Annotated in this window: 19 protein-coding genes; 7 read left to right on the forward strand and 12 right to left on the reverse strand. The window is 49.7% G+C overall.

The window, feature by feature from the left end; translation table 11 throughout:
* Positions 1-58 precede the first annotated feature (58 nt).
* From NYE26_RS31230 to rpmH, 11 genes are all read right to left on the reverse strand, one after another.
* Entirely contained in the window at positions 59-1,222 is a 1,164-nt protein-coding gene (locus tag NYE26_RS31230) for an aminotransferase class V-fold PLP-dependent enzyme (RefSeq protein ID WP_339252645.1), read from the reverse strand.
* Between the two features lie 93 nt (positions 1,223-1,315).
* Positions 1,316-2,158, reverse strand: coding sequence for a ParB/RepB/Spo0J family partition protein (locus NYE26_RS31235; RefSeq protein WP_036728055.1), 843 nt, complete (start codon positions 2,156-2,158; stop codon positions 1,316-1,318).
* Positions 2,151-2,912, reverse strand: a complete 762-nt coding sequence (locus NYE26_RS31240; RefSeq protein WP_036728056.1) for an AAA family ATPase — start codon at positions 2,910-2,912, stop codon at positions 2,151-2,153. The genes NYE26_RS31235 and NYE26_RS31240 overlap by 8 nt, the downstream gene beginning before the upstream one ends.
* Positions 2,913-3,126: 214 nt before the next feature.
* Positions 3,127-3,942: a nucleoid occlusion protein gene (gene noc, locus NYE26_RS31245; protein ID WP_036728058.1), complete on the reverse strand. Its 816-nt coding sequence runs from the start codon at positions 3,940-3,942 to the stop codon at positions 3,127-3,129.
* Between the two features lie 337 nt (positions 3,943-4,279).
* The gene (gene rsmG, locus NYE26_RS31250; RefSeq protein WP_076081916.1) at positions 4,280-5,002 is read right to left on the reverse strand and encodes a 16S rRNA (guanine(527)-N(7))-methyltransferase RsmG; all 723 of its coding nucleotides are present in this window, start codon (positions 5,000-5,002) and stop codon (positions 4,280-4,282) included.
* Positions 5,003-5,005: 3 nt separating this feature from the next.
* Positions 5,006-6,892, reverse strand: coding sequence for a tRNA uridine-5-carboxymethylaminomethyl(34) synthesis enzyme MnmG (gene mnmG, locus NYE26_RS31255; RefSeq protein WP_036728061.1), 1,887 nt, complete (start codon positions 6,890-6,892; stop codon positions 5,006-5,008).
* 15 nt (positions 6,893-6,907) lie between these two features.
* On the reverse strand, positions 6,908-8,284 hold the full coding sequence (gene mnmE, locus NYE26_RS31260; RefSeq protein WP_036728062.1) for a tRNA uridine-5-carboxymethylaminomethyl(34) synthesis GTPase MnmE: 1,377 nt from the start codon (positions 8,282-8,284) through the stop codon (positions 6,908-6,910).
* 84 nt (positions 8,285-8,368) lie between these two features.
* Positions 8,369-9,103, reverse strand: coding sequence for an RNA-binding cell elongation regulator Jag/EloR (gene jag, locus NYE26_RS31265; RefSeq protein WP_339252651.1), 735 nt, complete (start codon positions 9,101-9,103; stop codon positions 8,369-8,371).
* A complete protein-coding gene (locus tag NYE26_RS31270) occupies positions 9,100-10,038 on the reverse strand; it encodes a YidC/Oxa1 family membrane protein insertase (protein ID WP_209879294.1) in 939 nt (312 codons plus the stop codon). Before NYE26_RS31270 ends, jag begins: the two co-directional genes overlap by 4 nt.
* An 87-nt stretch (positions 10,039-10,125) precedes the next feature.
* Positions 10,126-10,476 (reverse strand): ribonuclease P protein component, encoded by a 351-nt coding sequence (rnpA, locus tag NYE26_RS31275; RefSeq protein WP_036699878.1) that lies wholly within the window; start codon positions 10,474-10,476, stop codon positions 10,126-10,128.
* 380 nt (positions 10,477-10,856) lie between these two features.
* Complete coding sequence (gene rpmH, locus NYE26_RS31280; protein WP_039295761.1) at positions 10,857-10,991, reverse strand: 50S ribosomal protein L34; 135 nt, start codon at positions 10,989-10,991, stop codon at positions 10,857-10,859.
* A gap of 759 nt (positions 10,992-11,750) precedes the next feature.
* On the opposite strand from rpmH, the gene dnaA reads away from it, so the two are divergent.
* From dnaA to gyrB, 6 genes are all read left to right on the forward strand, one after another.
* Entirely contained in the window at positions 11,751-13,097 is a 1,347-nt protein-coding gene (dnaA, locus tag NYE26_RS31285) for a chromosomal replication initiator protein DnaA (protein ID WP_036699882.1), read from the forward strand.
* 196 nt (positions 13,098-13,293) lie between these two features.
* The gene (gene dnaN / locus NYE26_RS31290; protein ID WP_036728067.1) at positions 13,294-14,436 is read left to right on the forward strand and encodes a DNA polymerase III subunit beta; all 1,143 of its coding nucleotides are present in this window, start codon (positions 13,294-13,296) and stop codon (positions 14,434-14,436) included.
* 47 nt (positions 14,437-14,483) lie between these two features.
* Positions 14,484-14,714: a S4 domain-containing protein YaaA gene (gene yaaA, locus NYE26_RS31295; RefSeq protein ID WP_036699885.1), complete on the forward strand. Its 231-nt coding sequence runs from the start codon at positions 14,484-14,486 to the stop codon at positions 14,712-14,714.
* Positions 14,715-14,734: 20 nt separating this feature from the next.
* Positions 14,735-15,853 (forward strand): DNA replication/repair protein RecF, encoded by a 1,119-nt coding sequence (recF, locus tag NYE26_RS31300; RefSeq protein WP_036728069.1) that lies wholly within the window; start codon positions 14,735-14,737, stop codon positions 15,851-15,853.
* A gap of 16 nt (positions 15,854-15,869) precedes the next feature.
* Complete coding sequence (locus tag NYE26_RS31305; protein WP_036728071.1) at positions 15,870-16,118, forward strand: extracellular matrix/biofilm biosynthesis regulator RemA family protein; 249 nt, start codon at positions 15,870-15,872, stop codon at positions 16,116-16,118.
* Between the two features lie 45 nt (positions 16,119-16,163).
* Positions 16,164-18,074 (forward strand): DNA topoisomerase (ATP-hydrolyzing) subunit B, encoded by a 1,911-nt coding sequence (gene gyrB / locus NYE26_RS31310; protein WP_339252655.1) that lies wholly within the window; start codon positions 16,164-16,166, stop codon positions 18,072-18,074.
* A gap of 99 nt (positions 18,075-18,173) precedes the next feature.
* On the opposite strand, the gene NYE26_RS31315 is transcribed toward gyrB, so the two are convergent.
* Positions 18,174-19,061, reverse strand: coding sequence for a YheC/YheD family protein (locus NYE26_RS31315; RefSeq protein ID WP_339252657.1), 888 nt, complete (start codon positions 19,059-19,061; stop codon positions 18,174-18,176).
* Between the two features lie 295 nt (positions 19,062-19,356).
* On the opposite strand from NYE26_RS31315, the gene gyrA reads away from it, so the two are divergent.
* Entirely contained in the window at positions 19,357-21,903 is a 2,547-nt protein-coding gene (gyrA, locus tag NYE26_RS31320) for a DNA gyrase subunit A (protein ID WP_209879308.1), read from the forward strand.
* Positions 21,904-22,061 lie beyond the last annotated feature (158 nt).

Consider the following 22,061-nt stretch of genomic DNA (forward strand, 5'->3'; position numbering starts at 1 on the left):
AATTCCTACGCTGTAACGACACCGACCTGTATAATCCACCTGAATCCTTATCCACTTATTAGCTTGAACGCGATACGCCGTACATTTCGTCCATAGCTAACAGCAGCCGCTGAACATCCGCTTCCGTGGAACTCACTCCCACACTCGCCCTTACCGCTCCGCTAGCCAGAGTATCCGCTGCTTGATGGGCCAGCGGTGTACAGTGCATTCCTGCCCGCACGGCAATCTGGTATTCGCGGTCCAGCCGGTGGGCAATATGCGCCGACTCCTGCCCCTCTACAACAAAAGCCACAATTCCGCTGCGTGGAGCGCCCGGTGCCGGGCCCAGAATCCGCATGCCCGGAATAGCAGCCAAGCCCTCCATCAACAGCTGTGTCAACTTCCATTCCTGCATATGAATCTGTTCCACTCCCAGCGCCTTAACCGCCTTCACGCCAGCCAGCAGACCAGCTATTCCGACGGCATTCTGTGTCCCTGCCTCATAACGGTCCGGGCGAACACTTGGCTGCTCGCTGTTCTCCGACTGACTGCCAGTCCCTCCATGCATCAGCGGTTCCAAATCCAGCCCAGGAGAGATATACAGCCCCCCGGTTCCTTGCGGACCGAGCAGCCCTTTATGTCCCGGAAATGCCAGCAGATCAATATTCATAGACGCCACATCAATATTAAGCGCCCCTGCACTTTGAGCGGCATCTACCAGGAACACAGCCCCATGCGATTTCACTATGTCACCGATATCCCCAATCGGCAGAATACTTCCCAGCAGATTGGAACTGTGATTGCAGATCACCATCCGGGTGTTAGGACGCAGAGAACGCTGAAGCTCGTGAAGATTGATTTGGCCCTCGCGGTCCACCTGTATATAATCCACTTCAATCCCGATGCTCTGGCGCAAATACTCCAACGGTCTGCGCACTGAGTTATGCTCTGTCATCGTTGAAACGACATGATCCCCTGGTTGAAGTGTACCCTTAATAGCCATATTTAGCCCCATAGTTGTGTTATGGGTGAACGCAATATCCTGAGCATTCGCTATACCAAACAACTCTGCCAGCAGCATTCGTGCACGAACTAATACCCGCCCCGTCCCGATAGCCAGTGAGTGGTTGCCCCGCCCAGCATTGGCCCCTGACTTTTCCAAGGCCTCCACCATAGCTGCAGCCACCTCCGGCGGCTTGGGCCACGAAGTAGCTGCGTGATCGAGATATACCAGCCTCTCCATCTTCCACCCTCCCTCTTTTCGATTTAAAAAACATACCCCTCCATATCCGTATTAAGGATATCTCAGGATATGTCTTCGGTACAAATATCCAAATCAGTTCCCCAGCAGCTCCAGCAATCTTTCCAGGTCTTGGGCACTGTAATAGTTTAATTCGATTTTCCCTTTTTCCTTGCCTTGTTTAATTTTGACTGTTGTCTTGAATCGCTCCCGTAATACTTCCTCTACATTATCAATATAAGGATCACGTTTCACAACCTTGGCCTTAATTCCATTAGCCGGTTTGCGGTCGAGATTCTTCACTACCTCTTCCAGTTCTCTAACACTCCACTGAAGCTCCACACACTGGGCAGCCAATTGCTTGATGACCTCCGGATCTTTCAGAGCCACAATTGCCCGGGCATGCCCCATCGAAATTGTTCCACGTGAAACATAATCCTTCACTTCTTCCGGTAAGCTAAGCAGCCGCAAAAAGTTGGCGATATGCGATCTGGACTTTCCGACTTTAAGAGAAAGCTCTTCCTGAGTTAGTGAGAATTGATCCATCAGTCCTTGATAAGCAACCGCTATTTCCATCGCGTTAAGATTCTCACGCTGCAGGTTCTCGATCAGGGCAATCTCCATCACCTGCTGATCACTGAGGCTGCGGACCACTGCCGGAATCGTAGCTTTGCCGCAATATTGCGAGGCCCTGAATCTGCGTTCCCCGGCAATAATCTCATACCCTTTCAACACACTGCGAACAATGATCGGCTGGATCACACCATGCTGTCTTATGGATTCTGCAAGCTCCTGAATGGCCTCTTCATTGAAATCCTTGCGCGGCTGATAAGGATTGGCTCTAAGCTGCGTCAACGGAATCTCTACTACCTTATCGTCTTCATTGATTGACAGAGAAGGTATTAATGCATCCAAGCCTTTCCCCAAACGCTTACTCATAAGAGATCACTTCCTTTGCCAACTCTAAATATACTTCCGCTCCCTTGGAACGGGAATCGTAGGTAATAATTGACTGTCCATGTGAAGGGGCTTCGCTTAGGCGTACATTACGCGGGATAATCGTTCTGTATACCTTTTCTTGGAAATATTTTTTCACTTCTTCGATAACCTGAATCCCGAGGTTCGTCCGGGCATCCAGCATCGTGAGCAATACTCCCTCTATTTTGAGATGCGGATTAAGATTCTTCTGAACCAGTCTTACAGTGTTGAGCAGCTGGCTTAATCCTTCAAGCGCATAATATTCGCATTGTATAGGGATAATCACTGAGTCAGCAGCCGTTAGAGAGTTAATGGTAAGAATCCCTAATGATGGCGGGCAATCTATGATGATGTAATCATAATTCGCCTTCACTGCATTCAGTGCCTTCTTCAGCTTCAGTTCCCGCGATATCGTAGAGACCAGCTCGATCTCTGCTCCTGCCAGCTGAATGGTTGCCGGAATAATATGAAGGCCCTCAATCCGGGTCTCCTGTATTGTATCCTGCGGATCCACTTCATTAATAAGAATATCGTAAATGCAATTCTCTACATCCGCTTTGTTGACGCCAACGCCGCTCGTAGTGTTGCCTTGCGGATCAATATCAACAAGCAGCACTCTCTTCCCCAGAGTAGCCATGCTGGCACCCAGGTTCACAGAGGTTGTTGTTTTACCTACCCCGCCTTTTTGATTTGCTATGGCAATAATCTTGGACACTTATTTCACCTCGAATTGTTTAGAAAGAATCATCTTGTAGTTCTTAGCTGTTAACAGCATAATAATCTGGATCTACGGCATCACGTTTGCGGAGATGTAGGTAAATAAGCAAATAGACAACAACTTATCCTTAGAGTGTATATGTGATAACGTTCGGAGCTAGTCATAGAAAAGGCGGCCAACACCTCAGGGCCGCCTTCAGCTTTTGTTGCCATTATCGTTTTGGAATTTGGATCACAATCTCATAATGATCTCCGCGGTCATTCTCGGAGGTCTTAATCTCCATTCCTGAGCCGGTCACCATGTCTATAGATTGACGAATTGTATTAAGAGCGAGACGGACATCTTTGGTATAGGAGGTCCGTTTTGATTTTTTGGTCTGGGTAACGGCCTTGTAGAAGGCGATACGTGCTTCTGTTTGTTTTACATTCAATTCCTTGGAAATAACCTCAGCCAGAACCTTAAGCTGCATCTCCTCAGTGTCCAGCGACAAGAGCGAGCGTGCATGACGCTCGGTGATTTTCCTTTCCATTAAAGCAGTTTTGACCTGTTCAGGCAAATTCAGCAAGCGGATTTTGTTGGCAATGGTGGATTGGCTTTTGCCAAGCCGCTGAGCCAGACTCTCCTGGGTCAATTGATGCAAGTCAATCAGCTTCTGATACGCGATCGCCTCTTCAATAGAGGTTAAGCCCTCACGCTGCAAGTTCTCTATCAGTGCGATCGATGCAGCCTGTGAATCATTGAATTCGCGGACAAGTGCCGGAATGGTGTCCATGCCCAGCTTTTTAACTGCCCGCCAGCGTCTTTCGCCTGCAATAATCTCATACTGGGAATCACGCATACGCACAACGATCGGCTGGATCACGCCATGAGTTTTGATAGTCTGACACAACTCGTCGATCTTCTCATCATCGAAAATAGTCCGTGGCTGATACGGACTGCTGATGACCTCATGAACCGGGATTTGTTTGATCTCTTCTCCGCTGCTCCGCTCGGTAAATCCAAAAAGCTTGGTGAATTGTTCTTTCATTCCGTTCATAACCACCTAATTTCGTTATAGTACGATCATCTTAACCTTTCATGCGAAAAGCTTATCGTACAGCGTAAGAAAAGTAACCCTAAGTCATTCTAAGCCACTTCTCTTAAAAGACGGCCTGGCATTCATTCTGATCTTATCTATTAAAAGTCTTACTATATTATTCTATCACTTTTCTGCTAATAATCCTATTCTCCATAATGACCTATTTTTCCTGCACACCAGCCTGAACTAGAGCAGCTTTCCGCACAAATAAAAAGACCAAGCTCATCAAAGATGAGCTTGGTCCACTATAACAGAAGACTGTCAAATGTTGTTTCACGTGAAACAATTAGATGAGCGGCGACTTCGCAGGTACGCCGGGCTTGCGCGGATACTTGGACGGTGTGGCCCCAGTCTTACGTACAAGAATGATATGCCGGGAAGATTCTTCCACCGGCAGACTGAAGGATTCTACCTTGTGCAGTTCAGCACGCAGCTCCTTGAAGCTGCGCTTGGCTTCTTGGAGTTCCTCCGTCGGATCGCTCCCCTTCATGGCAGCGAAGATGCCGTCCTTGCGGGTGAATGGCAGACAGAATTCATTCAGAAGCGATAAACGGGCCACCGCACGGGCAGTAACTACATCATAAGCATCCCGGTGAACAAACTGTCTGGCCACATCCTCTGCCCGGCCGTGAATGAGCTGTACACCCTTCAACCCCAGGGTATCACAGACATGCTGCAGGAAGGTGATCCGTTTGCTAAGTGAATCCACAATCGTCAGCTTAAGATCCGGGAAGCATATTTTTAGCGGAATACCAGGGAACCCTGCCCCTGAACCAATATCAGCAAGACTCTTCGTCTCCTGCATATTCACGTAGAAGGCTAAAGATAAAGAATCATAGAAGTGCTTGGTATATACCTGGCTCCGCTCTGTGATCCCGGTTAGATTCATCTTCTCATTCCAGGAGACCAGCTCCTGATAATAGAGTTCAAATTGTTCAAGCTGCTTCATTGAGAGTTCCAGCCCATGCTCCTTGAGCAGGTCGGTGAACTCAGCTACCGTTGTATCCATAGGTTATCCTTTCGCCGCTGTTACACGGTTATAGTGCTCCAGATAGACCAGCAGAATCGAGATATCTGCCGGGGTAACGCCTCCGATACGCGAAGCCTGCCCAATGGAGATGGGAGCGATTTTGGTCAGCTTTTGCCGGGCCTCCATTGCCAGTCCATGAATCTCATTATAGTTGATGTCGTCTGGAATCTTCTTCTTCTCCATCTTCTGAAGCTTCTCCACATGCAGAAGCTGTTTCTCAATATAGCCGGCATACTTAATCTGAATCTCCACCTGCTCCTTCATCTCTTCATCCAGCTCTTCTGGAGAAGGAGAGATCAGATCCACGAAGCTGTAGGCTAGCTCAGGGCGGCGCATTAAGGTCAGCAGATTGCTTCCGTCAACAATCGGTGCAGATCCATAACTGGCTAGCGCTTCATTCACTTGAACCGGTTTGACCTTTGTCTCCTGCAGACGGATAATCTCACGGTCGACCCGGCCCTTCTTATCAAGGAAGGCTTCATAGCGCTGCTCTGTAATCAGCCCAATATCATAGCCGATTGGCGTCAGGCGGAGATCCGCATTATCATGACGGAGCAGCAGCCGGTATTCCGCACGGGAAGTCAGCAGGCGATAAGGCTCATTCGTTCCCTTAGTGACAAGATCATCGATCAGAACGCCAATATAACCCTGTGAACGATCCAGCACGACCGGCTCTTTCTCCTGTACTTTACGCGCTGCATTGATACCGGCAATAACCCCCTGCCCTGCCGCTTCTTCATAGCCGGAGGTACCGTTGATTTGTCCCGCAGTGAATAGTCCCGGCAGACGTTTGGTTTCCAGAGACGGCCAGAGCTGCGTCGGAACCATGGCATCATATTCAATGGCATAGCCGTTGCGCATCATCTCTACCTTCTCCATACCGGGAATAGACCGCAGGACCGCCAATTGCACATCCTCAGGAAGACTTGTCGACAGACCCTGTACATAGTATTCCGATGTGTTTTTACCTTCCGGCTCCAGGAAGATCTGATGCTGTGATTTATCACTGAACCGGACAACCTTATCTTCAATGGAAGGGCAATAACGCGGACCCGTTCCTTCAATAATACCCGTGAACATCGGCGCCCGGTGCAGATTGTCATTAATGATCTGGTGAGTAACCGGGGAGGTGTAGGTCAGCCAGCAAGGCAACTGCTCATTATCCGAGGATTTGGTTTCAAAAGAGAAGAATTTCAGCTTCTCATCGCCCGGCTGGATTTCTGTCTTGGAGAAATCAATCGAATCCTTGTGGACACGCGGCGGCGTTCCGGTCTTGAAGCGGACCAAATCGAACCCCAGTTCGCGCAGATTCTCGGACAGGCGTACGGACGGCTGCTGATTATTTGGTCCGCTCTCATATGTCAGCTCACCCATGATCACTTTGCCGCGCAGGTAGGTTCCCGTTGTCAGAATAACGGTCTTGCTGTGATACACCGTCCCTGTCTTCGTCACCACTCCGGCGCAGCGTCCGTCTTCGACGATCAGCTCCTCCACCATCCCCTGGCGCAGAGTCAGGTTAGGAGTCTTTTCCATCGTTTCTTTCATTGCGTGCTGATAGAGGAACTTGTCGGCTTGTGCACGCAGAGCATGAACCGCAGGCCCCTTGCCTGTATTAAGCATTCGCAGTTGAATGAAGGTCTTGTCTATATTGCGGCCCATTTCTCCGCCGAGTGCATCAATTTCACGCACCACATGGCCCTTGGCGGGTCCGCCAATCGATGGATTACATGGCATGAAGGCCACCATATCCAGGTTAATTGTGATCATCAGTGTGCGGCAGCCCATCCGTGCAGCAGCCAGAGCTGCTTCGCAGCCGGCATGACCGGCGCCGATGACGATAACATCATAGCTGCCTCCATCATAATTCATAACGGTTCCCCCTTCTTATTTGCCCAAGCAGAATTGCGAGAAGATCTGGTCCAGCAGCGAATCCGCCGCCGTATCTCCAATAATCTCCCCGAGCTGCTCCCAGGCCAGACGTACATCAATCTGTATCATATCTATAGGAATCAGCATCTCCGCTGCTTCATAGGCATCCTGTAGTGATTTATGTGCCTTCTTAAGCAAGGCTATATGCCTTACATTGCTTACATAAGTCAGATCGCCAGATTCCAGCTTGCCTCCGAAGAATAGTGCGGAGATCGCCTCTTCCAATCTATCGAGTCCTTCCTCTTCCAGCACCGACATCGGTACAATACTCGCTTCAGCGAAAAAGGAGCGCAGCTTCTCCGTGTCCAGACGGGACGGTAAGTCCATTTTATTCATGATGACCAGCGCTTGTCTACCGTGGATTTGTTCCATCAGTGCCAGTTCATCCTCATGAAGCTCCTCATTGGCATTCAGCACCAGCAGAATCAGATCCGCATCGCTGAAAGCCGCCTTCGAACGTTCCACACCGATTCTCTCCACCACATCCATCGTCTCACGGATACCAGCAGTATCCAGCAGCTTCAGCGGGATATTATTAATCGTTACATACTCTTCTATCACATCACGCGTTGTTCCCGGAATGTCGGTCACAATCGCCTTGTTGTCGCGGGCAAGCGCGTTCAGCAGTGAGGACTTCCCGACATTGGGCCTGCCCACAATAGCTGTCGTAATCCCTTCGCGCAGAATCTTTCCTTCATTGGCGGTTCGAAGCAGCTTATCTATGCCTTGCATAACCTCTTGACTCTTATCCTTGATGAAATCGGCAGTTAAGGATTCCACATCATGCTCGGGGTAATCAATATTCACTTCTATATGGGCCAGTGTCTCAATTAGCGTGTGCCGAAGCTCATGAATACGTGCGGATAACGAGCCGCTAACCTGCTTGAGGGCAACCGAGAAGGCCCGGTCCGACTTGGAACGAATCAGATCAATTACGGCCTCGGCCTGCGAGAGATCAATCCGTCCGCCCAAAAAGGCACGCTTTGTGAACTCTCCCGGCTCGGCCAGCCGGATGTCCTGCTGCAGCAGCAGATCCATTACTCTTCTTACAGAGATTACACCGCCATGAGCGCTGATCTCCACCACATCCTCCGTGGTAAAGGAGCGTGGTCCCTTCATGACGGTTACCAGTACCTCTTCCAGCTGTTCCCCGTCCTGCAGACTTACGATATGTCCATAATGCACCGTATGAGAATCAGCTTCCGTAAGGGGGATACGGCTTTTGAACAAAGGGGCCACTTGGGGGATTGCCTGCGGTCCGCTAACCCGGATGATGGCAATACCGCCCTCGCCCAAGGCTGTCGATACAGCGGCAATAGTATCACTAAGCATGTTTGTAATTCACCTCTGGTTTTGGTCTCTTCAAAAAAACAATGACTCCTCGCATAGGTCAAGGAGTCATTGCGGCATATGGTTCTACTTCAAAGTTATAACGACGCGGCGGTTCGGCTCTTCACCCTTGCTGAGGGTGTTCACCTGCTTGTGATCCTGTAATCTGGAATGGATGATCTTGCGTTCCTGCGGCGACATGGGCTCAAGGACCACCTCTTTGCGGGTCCTCACCACACGCCCGGCCAGACGGTCAGCCAGCTCCTCCAGTGTCTTCTTGCGGCGCTCCCGGAAGTTCTCTGCATCCAGCACGAGCCGGATGAAGCTGTCAGAATACCGGTTGGCCACAATATTAGCCAAATACTGCAAAGCATCGAGAGTTTGTCCTCTTCTGCCAATCAGCAGCCCAAGCTCCGGACCGGAAATTTGCAGAACAGTAGATTCCTTGGCATGAACGATTTCAACTTCCACCTCAAGCCCCATGCTCTTGGCGACATCTTCAATGAAATGAACGGCCTGACCGTATGCTTCTTCTACCGGGTGTCCGGAATCCTGGCGCGGTACACCGCTGATCGCCTCTGTATTGCTCTCTCTTGTTGTCTGCTGAGACAGTAGCGGAGCACTCGCCGCTGATGCCGGTGCGGCTTCCGGGATTAAGGTCAATTCCACCTTGGCACCCTTCGCACCGATCAATCCAAGGAATCCTTTTGACGGCTGTTCAAGTACGTTGACCGTTACCCGGTCCTTGTGAACTCCAAGCTGATTAAGTCCCCGTTCTACAGCTTCTTCAATGGTTTTCCCTGTCGCGACGACTTTGCTCATTTTGACTTTTTGACCCCCTTCTTCCCATTGCTTCCGTTTCCTTTAGCAGCAGGAGTTACATCTTTGCGGGCGTTAGAGTTGCTGTTCTTGCTCTTCGTCAGGTTAACATCCTTAGCCTTGCTGTTGCCTGCACTCACCGTAGCGCTGGCAGCGGCAAGTGCTGCTTTGTGCTTATCATTGTTGCGGTACAAGAAGTAGTTCTGAATGATGGTGTACAGATTGCTATAGAACCAGTACAGCGGAAGTGCAGACGGGAAGTTGTAGGACATGATGAAGATCAGAACGGGATATACCATCATCATGAACTGCATTGGACCCTGCTGTTGTACCGGGTTCATTTTGGTCATCATACGGGTCTGGATAAATGTCGTAGCAGCGGCAAGGAGCGGCAGGATGAACAGGTGATCGGGTTTGCCGAGCTGCAGCCACAGGAAGTCATGTAATCTAAGATCCGGATTGTAGTAGATCGAGTTGTATAGGGCAATGAAGATTGGCATTTGCACGATCAGCGGCAGACAGCCCGCCATCGGATTGACCTTGTTCTCTTGGAACAGGCGCATTGTCTCCTGCTGTACCTTTTCGGGCTCATCTTTATATTTTTTCTTAATCTTCTCAAGTTCCGGCTGAATTGCCTGCATGGCACGTGAGCTCTTCACCTGCTTAATCGTAAGCGGAAGAATCAGCGTGCGGACAATGATAACCATTACAAGAACGGCTAGGCCATACTGGCCATTGAACCATTTCGCAAAAGTATCCAGGGCAATGGCGAAATAATACACAACATTACTCTGCCAGAAGCCTCCATTTTTCAAATCCTCCGTAGTGTGCGTCACTGTTGTCGCAGACGGAGAGCATCCCGACAGAACAGCAATCATTAGAACCATTAACCCGAGGAGAAGAAACATTTTTCCTCGCTTAGTCTTCATTAGAGACACTTCAAAACCCCTCTCATAAACATTCCATTGCACCGTAAATCATAACATAATTATGGATACAAATAAACAAGCCCTCTTCAGGCTCTTTTACTTGCGTAAAGCCTTGAGCAGCTTGGCTTTGCGCAGCACATGCAGCACGCTTTTCTCCAGTTCGGCGTAATCCTTGGAGAGCGCTCCTTTTCGGACAATGAAAACGATATCCAAATTGCCGGCAATTTCCGCCTCGTGGTGACGGACAATCTCCTTGACCAGCCTTCTCATCCGGTTGCGGACTACGGCATTCCCGACCTTCTTGCTGACGGATATGCCCACCCGGAATCGTTCCACTTCTCTTCTGGGGAACCAATACACCACATACTGATGATTCGCAAATGACTTCCCATGGCGGTATACGCGGCTGAAGTCGGCACGGTTTCGTAATCGTAAACTTTTGTGCACGGAAATCTCCTATTCAAATACCGGAATTGCTCCAGGCTCCGGAATTTCATCTTCTAATTAGTATTGTCATTCAAGGGAGACCATAAACAGTTACTGCGCCGGCCCTGGAGATCCCCTGCCAACAAACATAGACAGCTTGTGGAAGCTACAATCTAGTGAAATTGAATTCTTATATCTTTAAAAAAAGCCCCGCAGTAGCGTTAACATCCCCTGCAGAGCCTATCGTTTATTGTTGCAGCAGCAGAAGTAATGCGTGGGTTTCTGCTCACTGAGCATCATCCCATTCTTCGCTATATATAGTAGAGAAATAAAAACAGCTGATGCATTCTGCAAATAAAGCGTAAAAAAGGACCACAGCAGTGGTCCCAAAGTGGCCTATCTTACGCACTCAAAACTTTTCTGCCTTTCAAGCGGCGGGCTGCCAGCACTTTGCGGCCGTTTTTCGTGCTCATTCTTTTGCGGAAACCATGCACCTTTTTGCGTTTACTCACATTTGGTCTGAACGTCGGTCTCATGTATTGCACCTCCCTTACAGGAACATAATTACTGTCATATAAGCAGAAACGGACTAAGCCGTCCTTAAAGTAGGGACAGTATCTACAAGTATTATCAATTTAATTTGGAGACATATCCTCACAGAAAACACCTTTATATATTTAAACACATTAATGCGCCAAAAGTCAACCATGTCTCTTTCTCCCTCTTTTTCCGGCTGCTCCACTTTTGCCCCCGTTTTTTGGGACCAGCCGGAATCCGGAATCTTATCCCCAGCGTGTCCCGCTTCTTCACTAATCCTAACCCTAACCGCTTATCCACAAAGGAATACATCCAAAATAATAATCCACAGGCTTGTCCAGTTATCCACCTGTGATTAATTCCGGGCGGATTTTGCTCACAGGTGAGCACAACCTGTGTATAAAAAAATTGCCGCAGTCGCGGAAATTGTCGAACGGTAAACAAATTATCAACAATATGTAGTGGTGTGCCTAAAAATTATACACAAGTGATTGAATTTGTGGATAAAATGGCGTCGCTCATTGAAAAATAAGGGGCGTTTTGCTATGATAGTATTACTTTTGAATGTGAATAGATTTGTTTGTTCAATAAATTATCAACAAGCTGTGGATAAAGTTGTGAACAATTCAAATTTATCCATATTTTTTTGTCTCTTGAAGTTGCATACTGGGGATAAGATTAATCGCCAACCCATTTTCTTCGACATTTCCACTTCATGGCTGATGCCACATTTGGAAGATTTAAAGGAGTGACAGTCTGTGGACAGCCATACTTCCGAATTATGGCAGCAAATATTATCGATTATTCAAACCAAACTAAGCAAGCCGAGCTTCGATACCTGGTTCAAGGCCACCAAGGCCATGACATTCAATTCCCAGGCTCTTATCATCTCGGCGCCTACAACCTTTGCCGTAGAATGGCTGGAAAGTCGCTATACCAAACTGGTAGGAGCAACGGTATATGAAGTTACCGGACAGCAAGTGGAAGTCAAATTTGTCATTGAGGAGAACAAGCCCTCTGAGCCTGTGGTTCAGCAAAGTGCGCCCACTCCCGTTGTTTCGCGCGAAGAGGCACAGACACATTTGCTCAATCCCAAATACACCTTCGACACATTCGTGATCGGCTCAGGCAACCGTTTTGCGCATGCAGCCTCCCTTGCTGTAGCCGAAGCGCCGGCCAAAGCCTATAACCCTCTGTTTCTGTATGGAGGCGTAGGTCTCGGAAAGACTCACCTTATGCATGCGATCGGCCATTATGTGCTGGAGCATAACCCCAACAACAAGGTGATTTACATCTCCTCCGAGAAATTCACGAATGAATTCATCAACTCCATCCGTGATAACCGCGGCGAAAGCTTCCGCAACAAGTACCGCAATGTTGACATTTTGCTGATTGACGACATCCAATTCCTGGCCGGCAAGGAGTCCACGCAGGAGGAATTTTTCCATACGTTCAATGCTCTTCACGAAGAACGCAAGCAAATTATCATCTCTAGCGACCGGCCTCCCAAGGAAATTCCTACTCTGGAAGAACGGCTGCGTTCCCGGTTCGAATGGGGACTGATCACAGATATCCAGCCCCCCGATCTTGAGACGCGGATTGCCATTCTACGCAAGAAGGCCAAGGCGGAGAACCTGGATATCCCGAACGAAGCCATGATGTACATTGCCAACCAGATCGACACGAATATCCGGGAGCTTGAAGGCGCGCTGATCCGTGTCGTGGCTTATTCTTCCCTGACGAACCAGGATGTGACGACACATCTGGCAGCCGAAGCGCTGAAGGATATCATCCCTTCGAGCCGTCCGAAGATGATCACCATTAACGATATTCAGCAAAAAGTCGGTGAATACTACAATTTGCGCATGGAGGACTTCAAAGCGCGGAAACGCACGAAGGCTGTGGCTTTTCCAAGGCAGATTGCCATGTATCTCTCCCGCGAGCTGACGGATTATTCGCTTCCTAAGATCGGCGAGGCCTTCGGAGGACGCGATCATACGACCGTTATCCATGCCCATGAGAAGATTACGCAGCAATTAAAGGTGGACCAGGAGCTCTATAAAGTGGTAAATAATCTTTCGGAGAAAATTAAAAATCCTTCCTAAGAGGAACAAAGAGCCTATACACAATCTATACACATGTGGGTAGGCTTAATTTTATGCTGTTTAGCCACTTATCCACATAAACGGAGCCCCTACTACTAATACTATTAAATAACTATAATAATTCATCTTCTAAGAGCAGGTTTCAAAGAGCATTTACGTACACCCATTTCCCAATTTTTCAGCTAGGAGTGAAATCATGAAAATCAGCATTCTCAAAAACGAGCTTAACGAATCCATCGGCCATGTCTCCAAGGCAATCTCCAGCAGAACAACTATCCCTATTCTGACCGGTATTAAGTTTGAGGTTAGCCATCAGGGCGTTACACTGACTGCAAGTGATACGGATATTTCCATTCAGTCCTTCATCCCTGCCGAGAATGACAGCCAGACGATCGTCAAGGTAGAGCAGCCGGGCAGCGTAGTGCTTCCCGCCAAATTTTTCGTAGAGATTATCAAGAAGCTTCCCTCCAAAGAAATTCACATGGAAGTCAAGGAAGGCTTCCAGACCTACATCTCCTCCGGCTCTACGGAGATTCAGATTGTGGGCCTCGATCCTGAAGAATTCCCTGTTCTGCCAAGCATTGAAGAGAATGAAACCATCTCCATGCCCGGTGATTTGCTGAAGAATATGATCAAGCAGACTGCCTTCTCCATCTCCACCCAAGAGACCACACCGATCCTGACAGGCATTCTGTGGAATCTGGCCGACAATGAATTCAAGTTCACGGCTACCGACCGCCACCGGCTCGCAACCAGAGCTGCACACCTGGAAGGCACAGAGAATATCCAGTTCGCGAATATTGTCATTGCCGGCAAAACGCTGAACGAGCTGAGCAAAATTATCCCTGATCAGAATATGCTGGTGGATATTGTCGTCGCCGATAACCAGGTGCTGTTCAAAATCGACAAAGTGCTGTTCTATTCGCGGATTCTGGATGGCATTTATCCGGATACTTCTAGAATTATTCCAACCACCTACAAAACAGAACTAACTTTGGACACAAAAAAATTAAGCGAATCGATTGACCGTGCTTATTTGCTGTCCCGCGAAGAGAAAACGAACATCGTCCGGATGCAGACCCTGGAAAACGGTGATGTGGAGATCTCTTCCAGCTCCTCCGAGCTGGGGAAGGTTCGTGAAGAGCTGGAAGTTATCGATTTCAAAGGCGAGCCGCTGCGCATCTCCTTCAACTCCAAATATATGCTCGATGTGCTAAAGGTGGTGGAGAGTGAGCAGCTCGTGATCGCCTTCACCGGCATGATGAGCCCGATTATTCTCAGACCGCTCGATGAGAGCCGCAGCCTGTATGTGATTCTGCCGTACCGGACAACTAATTAACGCCCTGTTCATGAACATGTGGATAAGTGGCTGAGAGGATCAAAAACATGAAAAAAATAGTTATCCACAGTGGATATATTAAGCTCGACCAGTTCCTGAAGCTCTCCGATTGTGTATCCACAGGGGGGATGGCTAAGGCACTGCTGCAGGAAGGGCATGTGCAGGTGAACGGTGAGGTGGAAGAACGGCGTGGCCGGAAACTCTACCCGGGTGATACAATCGAGGTACAGGATAACGGCGTCTTTGAAGTTGAGGGCGGCGGCGTCAAGGAGGAGTAACCCTAAGGAGGAACAGGCTCTTGTTTGTCAAAAATATCGGACTGCAGGATTACCGCAACTATGGGCTGCTGCGTCTTGAGCATCTGGGCGATGTGAATCTCATTCTCGGACAGAACGCCCAGGGCAAAACCAATCTCATGGAGGCTTTGTTTGTCCTTGCGATGACCAAAAGCCACCGGACCTCCAAGGACAAGGAGCTGATCTCCTTCGATGCCCCGGCGGGCTCCGCACAGATTGTTGCTGAAGTAGAGCGCAAATACGGGGATCTTAAACTGGAGCTGACTCTGTCCCCGCAGGGCAAGAAGGCCAGAATTAACGGACTGGAGCAACGGCGGCTCAGTGAATTCGTAGGCTCGCTGAACGTTGTAATGTTTGCTCCGGAGGATCTGGAGATTGTTAAAGGCACCCCGGGCATCCGGCGCCGGTTCCTTGACATGGAGATTGGCCAGGTTCAGCCGAGCTACCTGTTTCATCTGCAGCAGTACCAGAAAATCCTACTCCAGCGGGGCAATTTGCTGAAGCAGTTATGGGGCAAGGAGGCTGGCGGCCGGGAGCTTCTGGACATCTGGGATGCCCAACTTGTAGAACATGGTGTTAAAATCGTCAAAAAAAGGAAACAATTCATAAAGAAGCTGCAGATATGGGCAGAAAGTATCCACCGGGGCATCACAAACGGCGGAGAAGAGCTCAAGCTGCTCTATGTCCCCTCCTTTGGTGAGCGTGAAGAGGAAGATGAAGCTGTCTTATTGGACAAATTTATGTTAAAGTTATCACAAACAAGAGATCAGGAAATCAGGCGCGGCATGACGCTGACGGGTCCCCATCGGGATGACCTGTCCTTTTTTATCAACGGAAGAGAAGCTCAGGTCTACGGTTCCCAAGGGCAGCAACGTACGGCAGCTTTATCGCTCAAGCTGGCGGAAATTGAACTGATCCATGAGGAGATCGGAGAATACCCTGTGCTGCTTCTTGATGATGTTTTGTCCGAACTTGATCCCTATCGTCAGACCCAGCTTATCGAAACCTTTCAGAGCAAGGTGCAGACCTTCATCACTGCCACCGGTGTTGAGGGACTGAACGCTGATAAACTAAAGGGTGCAATCCTGTATCATGTTCATGGCGGCAAAGTGGGGTTATAAAGAGCGGAGGAAGACCATGTATATTCATTTGGGCGGAGAAAAAATTATTCGATCCTCAGAGCTGATTGCTATATTTGATATATCAATTGAGAAGTCCTCCAAGGTATCGAAGCAGTTTATGACTCATTCCCAGCAGGATAAGAAGCTGGAACGCATTGGTGAAGAGGAAGCGAAGTCTATTGTCGTGACCAGGAATACTGTCTACTACTCCCCGATCTCCTCCTCCACTCTCAAAAAAAGAGCCAAGATCTTGTTAGAAATATAGGTTTCGCAAGTTACAAGAGATAATCTGAAAGAAGTAGGTGAAGGCATGTCAATGAATCAACCGACATATGATGAGAGCCAGATTCAGGTACTGGAAGGGCTGGAAGCAGTTCGGAAACGTCCCGGCATGTACATTGGCTCCACCAGCTCCAAAGGTCTGCATCATTTGGTCTGGGAAGTTGTCGATAATAGTATCGATGAGGCGCTGGCAGGTTTTTGCGACCGGATTCAAGTCATAATTACTGAAAATAATAGTGTGACTGTTATTGACAACGGGCGGGGAATTCCTGTTGGTGAGAACGTCAAGCTGAAGAAGTCCACGCTTGAAGTGGTCATGACTGTCCTGCATGCGGGCGGTAAGTTCGGCGGCGGGGGCTACAAGGTGTCCGGCGGTCTTCACGGCGTGGGGATCTCTGTGGTTAACGCTTTGTCCGAGAAGGTAGTAGTGACCGTCAAGCGTGACGGGCATGTCTACCAGCAGGAGTACAACCGCGGCGTGCCGCAATATGACATCAGAGTGATCGGGGATACAGAGGAGACGGGGACCACCACCACCTTCCACCCGGACCCGGATATTTTTACCGAAACCACTACTTTTGAATACTCCACGCTCCTTACCCGTATCCGAGAGCTGGCCTTCCTGAACAAGGGCATTGAGCTGTCACTGGTGGATGAACGGACCGGAGTCAACAATACGTTCAAGTATGAAGGCGGTATTGTGGAGTATGTGAAATACCTTAACGAGAAAAAAGAAGCTCTTCATGAGGAACCGATCTACGTGGAAGGCTCACGGGATATGATCGCGGTTGAAGTAGCTCTCCAATATAACGATTCATATACAGAGAATATCTATTCATTCGCCAACAATATCAATACCCACGAGGGCGGAACGCATGAATCCGGCTTCAAGAGCGCTTTGACGCGGATCATTAATGATTACGCACGCAAGGCCGGCGTGATCAAGGATAGCAGCCAGAATCTGACCGGTGATGATGTCCGTGAAGGTCTGACGGCGATTATTTCCGTCAAAATCCCTGAGCCGCAGTTCGAAGGCCAAACCAAGACCAAGCTCGGCAACAGTGAAGTCCGCGGGATTGTAGAATCACTGTTCGGCGAGAAGCTGCAGGAGTTCCTGGAAGAGAATCCTGCCGTCTCACGCAAGGTGCTGGAGAAGTCATTGCAGGCTTCCCGTGCCCGTGAAGCGGCCAAAAAGGCCCGTGAGCTGACCCGCCGCAAAAGTGCGCTTGAAGTCAGCGCCCTGCCGGGTAAGCTGGCAGACTGCTCCTCCAAGGATGCGTCCATCAGTGAGCTGTACATCGTCGAAGGTGACTCGGCCGGAGGATCTGCCAAGCAGGGCCGGGACCGTCACTTCCAGGCGATCCTGCCGCTGCGCGGCAAGATACTGAACGTCGAGAAGGCCCGGCTGGACCGGATCTTGTCCAATGCGGAAATCCGGGCGATTATCACCGCACTCGGAACCGGGATTAGCGATGATTTCGACCTCTCGAAGGCGCGTTACCACAAGGTAGTCATTATGACGGATGCGGACGTCGACGGCGCCCATATCCGAACACTGCTGCTGACCTTCTTCTACCGCTACATGCGGAAGATTGTTGACGCAGGGTATATCTATATCGCCCAGCCGCCGCTCTTCAAGATCGAGCGCAACAAGGTTGTGCGCTATGCACAGACCGAGAAGGAGCGCGATGAGATCATTGCTGCCTTTGGTGAGAACGTGAAGGTTAATGTTCAGCGCTACAAAGGTCTGGGTGAGATGAACGCCGCTCAGCTGTGGGACACGACGATGGACCCTGAGAGCCGCACCATGCTGCAGGTGACCATTGAGGATGCCATGCTGGCGGACAGCATCTTTGATACCCTGATGGGTGACAATGTCGAACCGCGCCGTGAATTCATTCAGGAGCATGCGCAATCGGTTAAGAACCTGGATATTTAAGCCGCACATAGCGAACCTCCGGATTATCCCTTGCGGATGAAGCCGGAGGTTTTTTAGTAATACAGAGGGGTATATAGCCTGCCGTTTGAATACATAGAGCTAGAAGTTCGATATTCGCTTGCGGCGGCTGGTCACGGACTTCCGGTTAGGCTTCAACCGTCCATAGGCCACAGCGTAACGGTGGATTTTGCGGTAAATTGCTTTGTTCGGGAACAATTTGAAGACAATGATGGAGGGTAAGGTGTTTACTTCAAGCAGCCATAGATCGTGATGTTGGTCTATGGCGACATCAAGCCCCAGCTCCTTAAGGCCTGGATAAGCCGTTTCGAGCTGCGCGCCGATTCGGACGCCCAGCGATTTGAGCTCCTGGGTAGTTGCAGACATTTCGTCAGAGGTCATATGCTCCTTGAACAGGGCACCTACCGGAAAAACACTGCCCCCGCTGTGATAATTCGTGATCACCTTCTGCGGTGCGGCGACCCGGCCAAGCATGCCTGTAGTCTCCCAGCTGCCCTGGGGATTCTTTTGGGTAAGCACCCGCAGGTCGAAGGGGCGCTCCTGATGCTGCAGCAGATCAATGCCCTGCTGGACCAGATAGCTGCGGTCTTTAATCCGGGGCACCAGTGCGGCATGAAGCTCTTCAGGGCTATTAAAGACCTCGGCGTCCTTCGCATACCTGAGAATATACATCAGCTTCGGCTCTGCCGGGAATTCTGCTTCAATGCCTGCAGCTGCTGTCTCCGGTTCACGGGTCTCCGGCTGCTGCCCGCTGGGACTTAAGTGTACAACCCTCTGCTCAGCTCTCATTACTCCGCTGCCATAGGTGCCGCGGTCGGGCTTTATATATACCGTGCCATGCAGATGCAGCATTTCTTTCAGATCCTCCAGGCCGTATTTGCGCGTTTCCGGAATATAGACCGAGAGCTGACGGTTTTGCAGAATGACTTTCGTTTTTGCCCATTTGCTGGACACGCGTTGAATCTTCATGTTCTGCCTCCGTTTCTTTACGCATAGCGAATTTTCAGGACAAGAAAGCAAAATAATGTTATAATATAAGGATATGAGATTATGCTTTTTGGGACGAAAACAGGGGCATGAAGCCAATTCTCTTGTCTCTACAGTCTATGTACTGAAGACAGCAGCGGAGAGGGCGTATACCCTTATCCGTACTAAAAGAAAATCAATATAGACGATAACAGGCTATCATGTTTAATTGTGCTGGTTTTGTGAAAGTAATATAATATAGGGTAGCGGTTTTTAACTGAAGGAGGTCCACCAACTCATGGCTGAACAAAATAACCCGCAAGTCAAGGATCGGGACATTGGCGTGGAAATGCGCGAATCCTTTATGGATTACGCAATGAGCATCATTGTAAGCCGGGCTTTGCCGGATGTGCGGGATGGACTTAAGCCTGTTCACCGACGCATTTTGTTTGCGATGTCGGAACTTGGTATGTCCTCGGATAAGCCACATAAGAAGTCAGCGAGAATCGTCGGTGAGGTTATCGGTAAGTATCACCCACACGGTGACTCAGCAGTCTATGAAACAATGGTACGTATGGCACAGGACTTCTCCATGCGCTATATGCTTGTAGACGGTCATGGTAACTTCGGTTCCATAGACGGAGACATGGCGGCTGCAATGCGTTATACAGAAGCACGTTTGTCCAAAATTGCCGGAGAAATGCTCCGTGACCTGAACAAGGAGACCGTTGACTTCGCGCCCAACTATGACGGTGAAGAGAACGAGCCTGTAGTCTTGCCGGCGCGTTATCCCAATCTGCTGGTCAATGGTGTAGGCGGGATTGCGGTGGGGATGGCAACCAACATTCCTCCGCATAACCTCGGTGAGGTTATTGACGGTGTGCAGGCGATGATTAAGAATCCTGATATTACGCCTATGGAGCTTATGGAATATATTCAAGGCCCGGATTTCCCGACGGCCGGATATATTCTGGGCCGTGAAGGCATCCGTCAGGCCTACCGCACTGGACGCGGATCGGTTACCATGCGTGCCAAAGCGGTCATTGAAGAGAATAACGGCAAGGCCCGGATTATTGTGCATGAGCTTCCTTACCAGGTCAACAAAGCCCGGCTCGTGGAGAAGATTGCGGAGCTGGTGCGTGAGAAGCGCATCGAGGGAATTACGGATCTGCGTGATGAGTCTGACCGTAACGGAATGCGCGTAGTGGTTGAAATGAGACGGGATGTGAATCCGAGTGTGGTACTCAACAATCTCTACAAGCATACTTCTATGCAGTCCACCTTCGGGATCAACATGCTGGCTATTGTCAACAATGAACCGAAGATTCTGAATCTGCGCGATGTGCTGTATCACTATCTGCAGCATCAGATCGAAGTCATCCGCCGCCGGACGATCTTCGACCTTAAGAAGGCGGAAGCACGGGCGCATATTCTGGAAGGTCTGCGTATTGCCCTGGATCATCTGGATGAGGTCATTGCCCTGATCCGCGCCTCACGCACTACCGATATTGCCCGGGAAGGTCTGATGGAGACTTTCAGTCTAAGCGTAGAGCAGGCCCAGGCGATCCTCGATATGCGGATGCAGCGCCTGACCGGTCTGGAACGCGAGAAGATCGAGAACGAATATAACGAGCTTTTGGCCAAAATTGCTGAATACCGTGAGATTCTGGCCAATGAGCATCTTGTGCTGGATATTATCAGCAATGAGCTGCAGGAGATCCGGGATAAGTACTCCGATGACCGCCGTACAGAAATTACGGTTGGGGAAGAAAGCATCCTTGACGAGGATCTGATTCCGCGTGAAGAGGTTGTTATCACGATTACCCACACCGGTTACATCAAACGTCTTCCGGTCAACACCTACCGCAGCCAGAAGCGCGGCGGACGCGGTGTCATCGGGATGGACACCAAGGACCAGGACTTTGTGGAGCATCTCTTCGTGAGCAACTCCCATAACTACCTGATGTTCTTCACTGATAAGGGTAAGGTGTACCGGATTAAGGCTTATGAGATTCCGGAGCTTGGACGGACTGCCCGGGGAACGCCGATCATCAACCTGATTCAAATTGAGCAGGGTGAGAAGATCAGCGCGGTCATCCAGGTAGAGGAAGCGGACAGTGACAAGTACCTGTTCTTCGCGACCCGCGAGGGAATTGTGAAGAAGACGCCTCTGGAAGATTACAACAACATCCGTAAGGGTGGTTTGATTGCAATCAATCTCCGTGAGGAGGATTCACTGATTGAGGTGAAGCTGACAGACGGTGAGCAGAATCTGATTATCGGTACTGCACGCGGAATGTCGATTACCTTCTCGGAGAATGATGTGCGTTCCATGGGCCGCAGCGCTACTGGGGTTAAGGGAATCACGCTTGATTCCAATGACCATGTTATTGGCATGGACTGCGTAGACCAGGAGCTTGAGGTGCTGATCGTAACCACCAAGGGCTATGGTAAGCGGACACCTGCTGCTGACTACCGGTCCCAGACCCGCGGCGGTAAAGGCATCAAGACCATTAACCTTACGGATAAGAACGGGCCGGTTGTCGGGCTGAAGGTCGTCAAGCAGGACGAGGATCTGATGATTATTACGACCAGCGGTACCCTGATACGTACCAGCATGGACGGAATATCCACCATGGGCCGTTATGCGCAGGGCGTTAAGCTGATTAATATCCGTGAGGATGATGCTGTAGCTACACTGTGCAGAGCGGACAAAGAGGATGAAGAGCTGTCTGAGCATGAAGATGGCGAAGACATTCAAGGAGTTCCTGTAGAAGACGAAGGCGAGATGGAAGCTAGCCAGTCTGAAGCGGATGCCGTGAACGAAGACGATAGCCTCGAATAAGGATGGCAGGAGAGCATGGGTTTCTGATGTATAGAAATCCATGCTCTTTTTTTATATTCTATTAACTGATGAACGGGGAATTCTCTATCTAGCCGCTTCCCGGGTTCCATACTATAATTAGAGCATCATAGGTGTCACCGACATAAAGGGGCTTGGGC

The organism is Paenibacillus sp. FSL P2-0136 (assembly GCF_037975325.1).
Lineage (GTDB): Bacteria > Bacillota > Bacilli > Paenibacillales > Paenibacillaceae > Paenibacillus_AQ > Paenibacillus_AQ silagei.

Excerpts from the sequence above, each read along its gene's own strand:
- rpmH (WP_039295761.1), bottom strand. The coding sequence starts at position 10,991 with ATGAGACCGACGTTCAGACCAAATGTGAGTAAACGCAAAAAGGTGCAT.
- mnmE (WP_036728062.1), bottom strand. The coding sequence starts at position 8,284 with ATGCTTAGTGATACTATTGCCGCTGTATCGACAGCCTTGGGCGAGGGC.
- dnaN (WP_036728067.1), top strand. The coding sequence starts at position 13,294 with ATGAAAATCAGCATTCTCAAAAACGAGCTTAACGAATCCATCGGCCAT.
- NYE26_RS31305 (WP_036728071.1), top strand. The coding sequence starts at position 15,870 with ATGTATATTCATTTGGGCGGAGAAAAAATTATTCGATCCTCAGAGCTG.
- noc (WP_036728058.1), bottom strand. The coding sequence starts at position 3,942 with ATGAAAGAACAATTCACCAAGCTTTTTGGATTTACCGAGCGGAGCAGC.
- rsmG (WP_076081916.1), bottom strand. The coding sequence starts at position 5,002 with ATGGATACAACGGTAGCTGAGTTCACCGACCTGCTCAAGGAGCATGGG.
- jag (WP_339252651.1), bottom strand. The coding sequence starts at position 9,103 with ATGAGCAAAGTCGTCGCGACAGGGAAAACCATTGAAGAAGCTGTAGAA.
- gyrB (WP_339252655.1), top strand. The coding sequence starts at position 16,164 with ATGTCAATGAATCAACCGACATATGATGAGAGCCAGATTCAGGTACTG.
- NYE26_RS31235 (WP_036728055.1), bottom strand. The coding sequence starts at position 2,158 with ATGAGTAAGCGTTTGGGGAAAGGCTTGGATGCATTAATACCTTCTCTG.
- NYE26_RS31315 (WP_339252657.1), bottom strand. The coding sequence starts at position 19,061 with ATGAAGATTCAACGCGTGTCCAGCAAATGGGCAAAAACGAAAGTCATT.
- yaaA (WP_036699885.1), top strand. The coding sequence starts at position 14,484 with ATGAAAAAAATAGTTATCCACAGTGGATATATTAAGCTCGACCAGTTC.
- mnmG (WP_036728061.1), bottom strand. The coding sequence starts at position 6,892 with ATGAATTATGATGGAGGCAGCTATGATGTTATCGTCATCGGCGCCGGT.
- gyrA (WP_209879308.1), top strand. The coding sequence starts at position 19,357 with ATGGCTGAACAAAATAACCCGCAAGTCAAGGATCGGGACATTGGCGTG.
- NYE26_RS31230 (WP_339252645.1), bottom strand. The coding sequence starts at position 1,222 with ATGGAGAGGCTGGTATATCTCGATCACGCAGCTACTTCGTGGCCCAAG.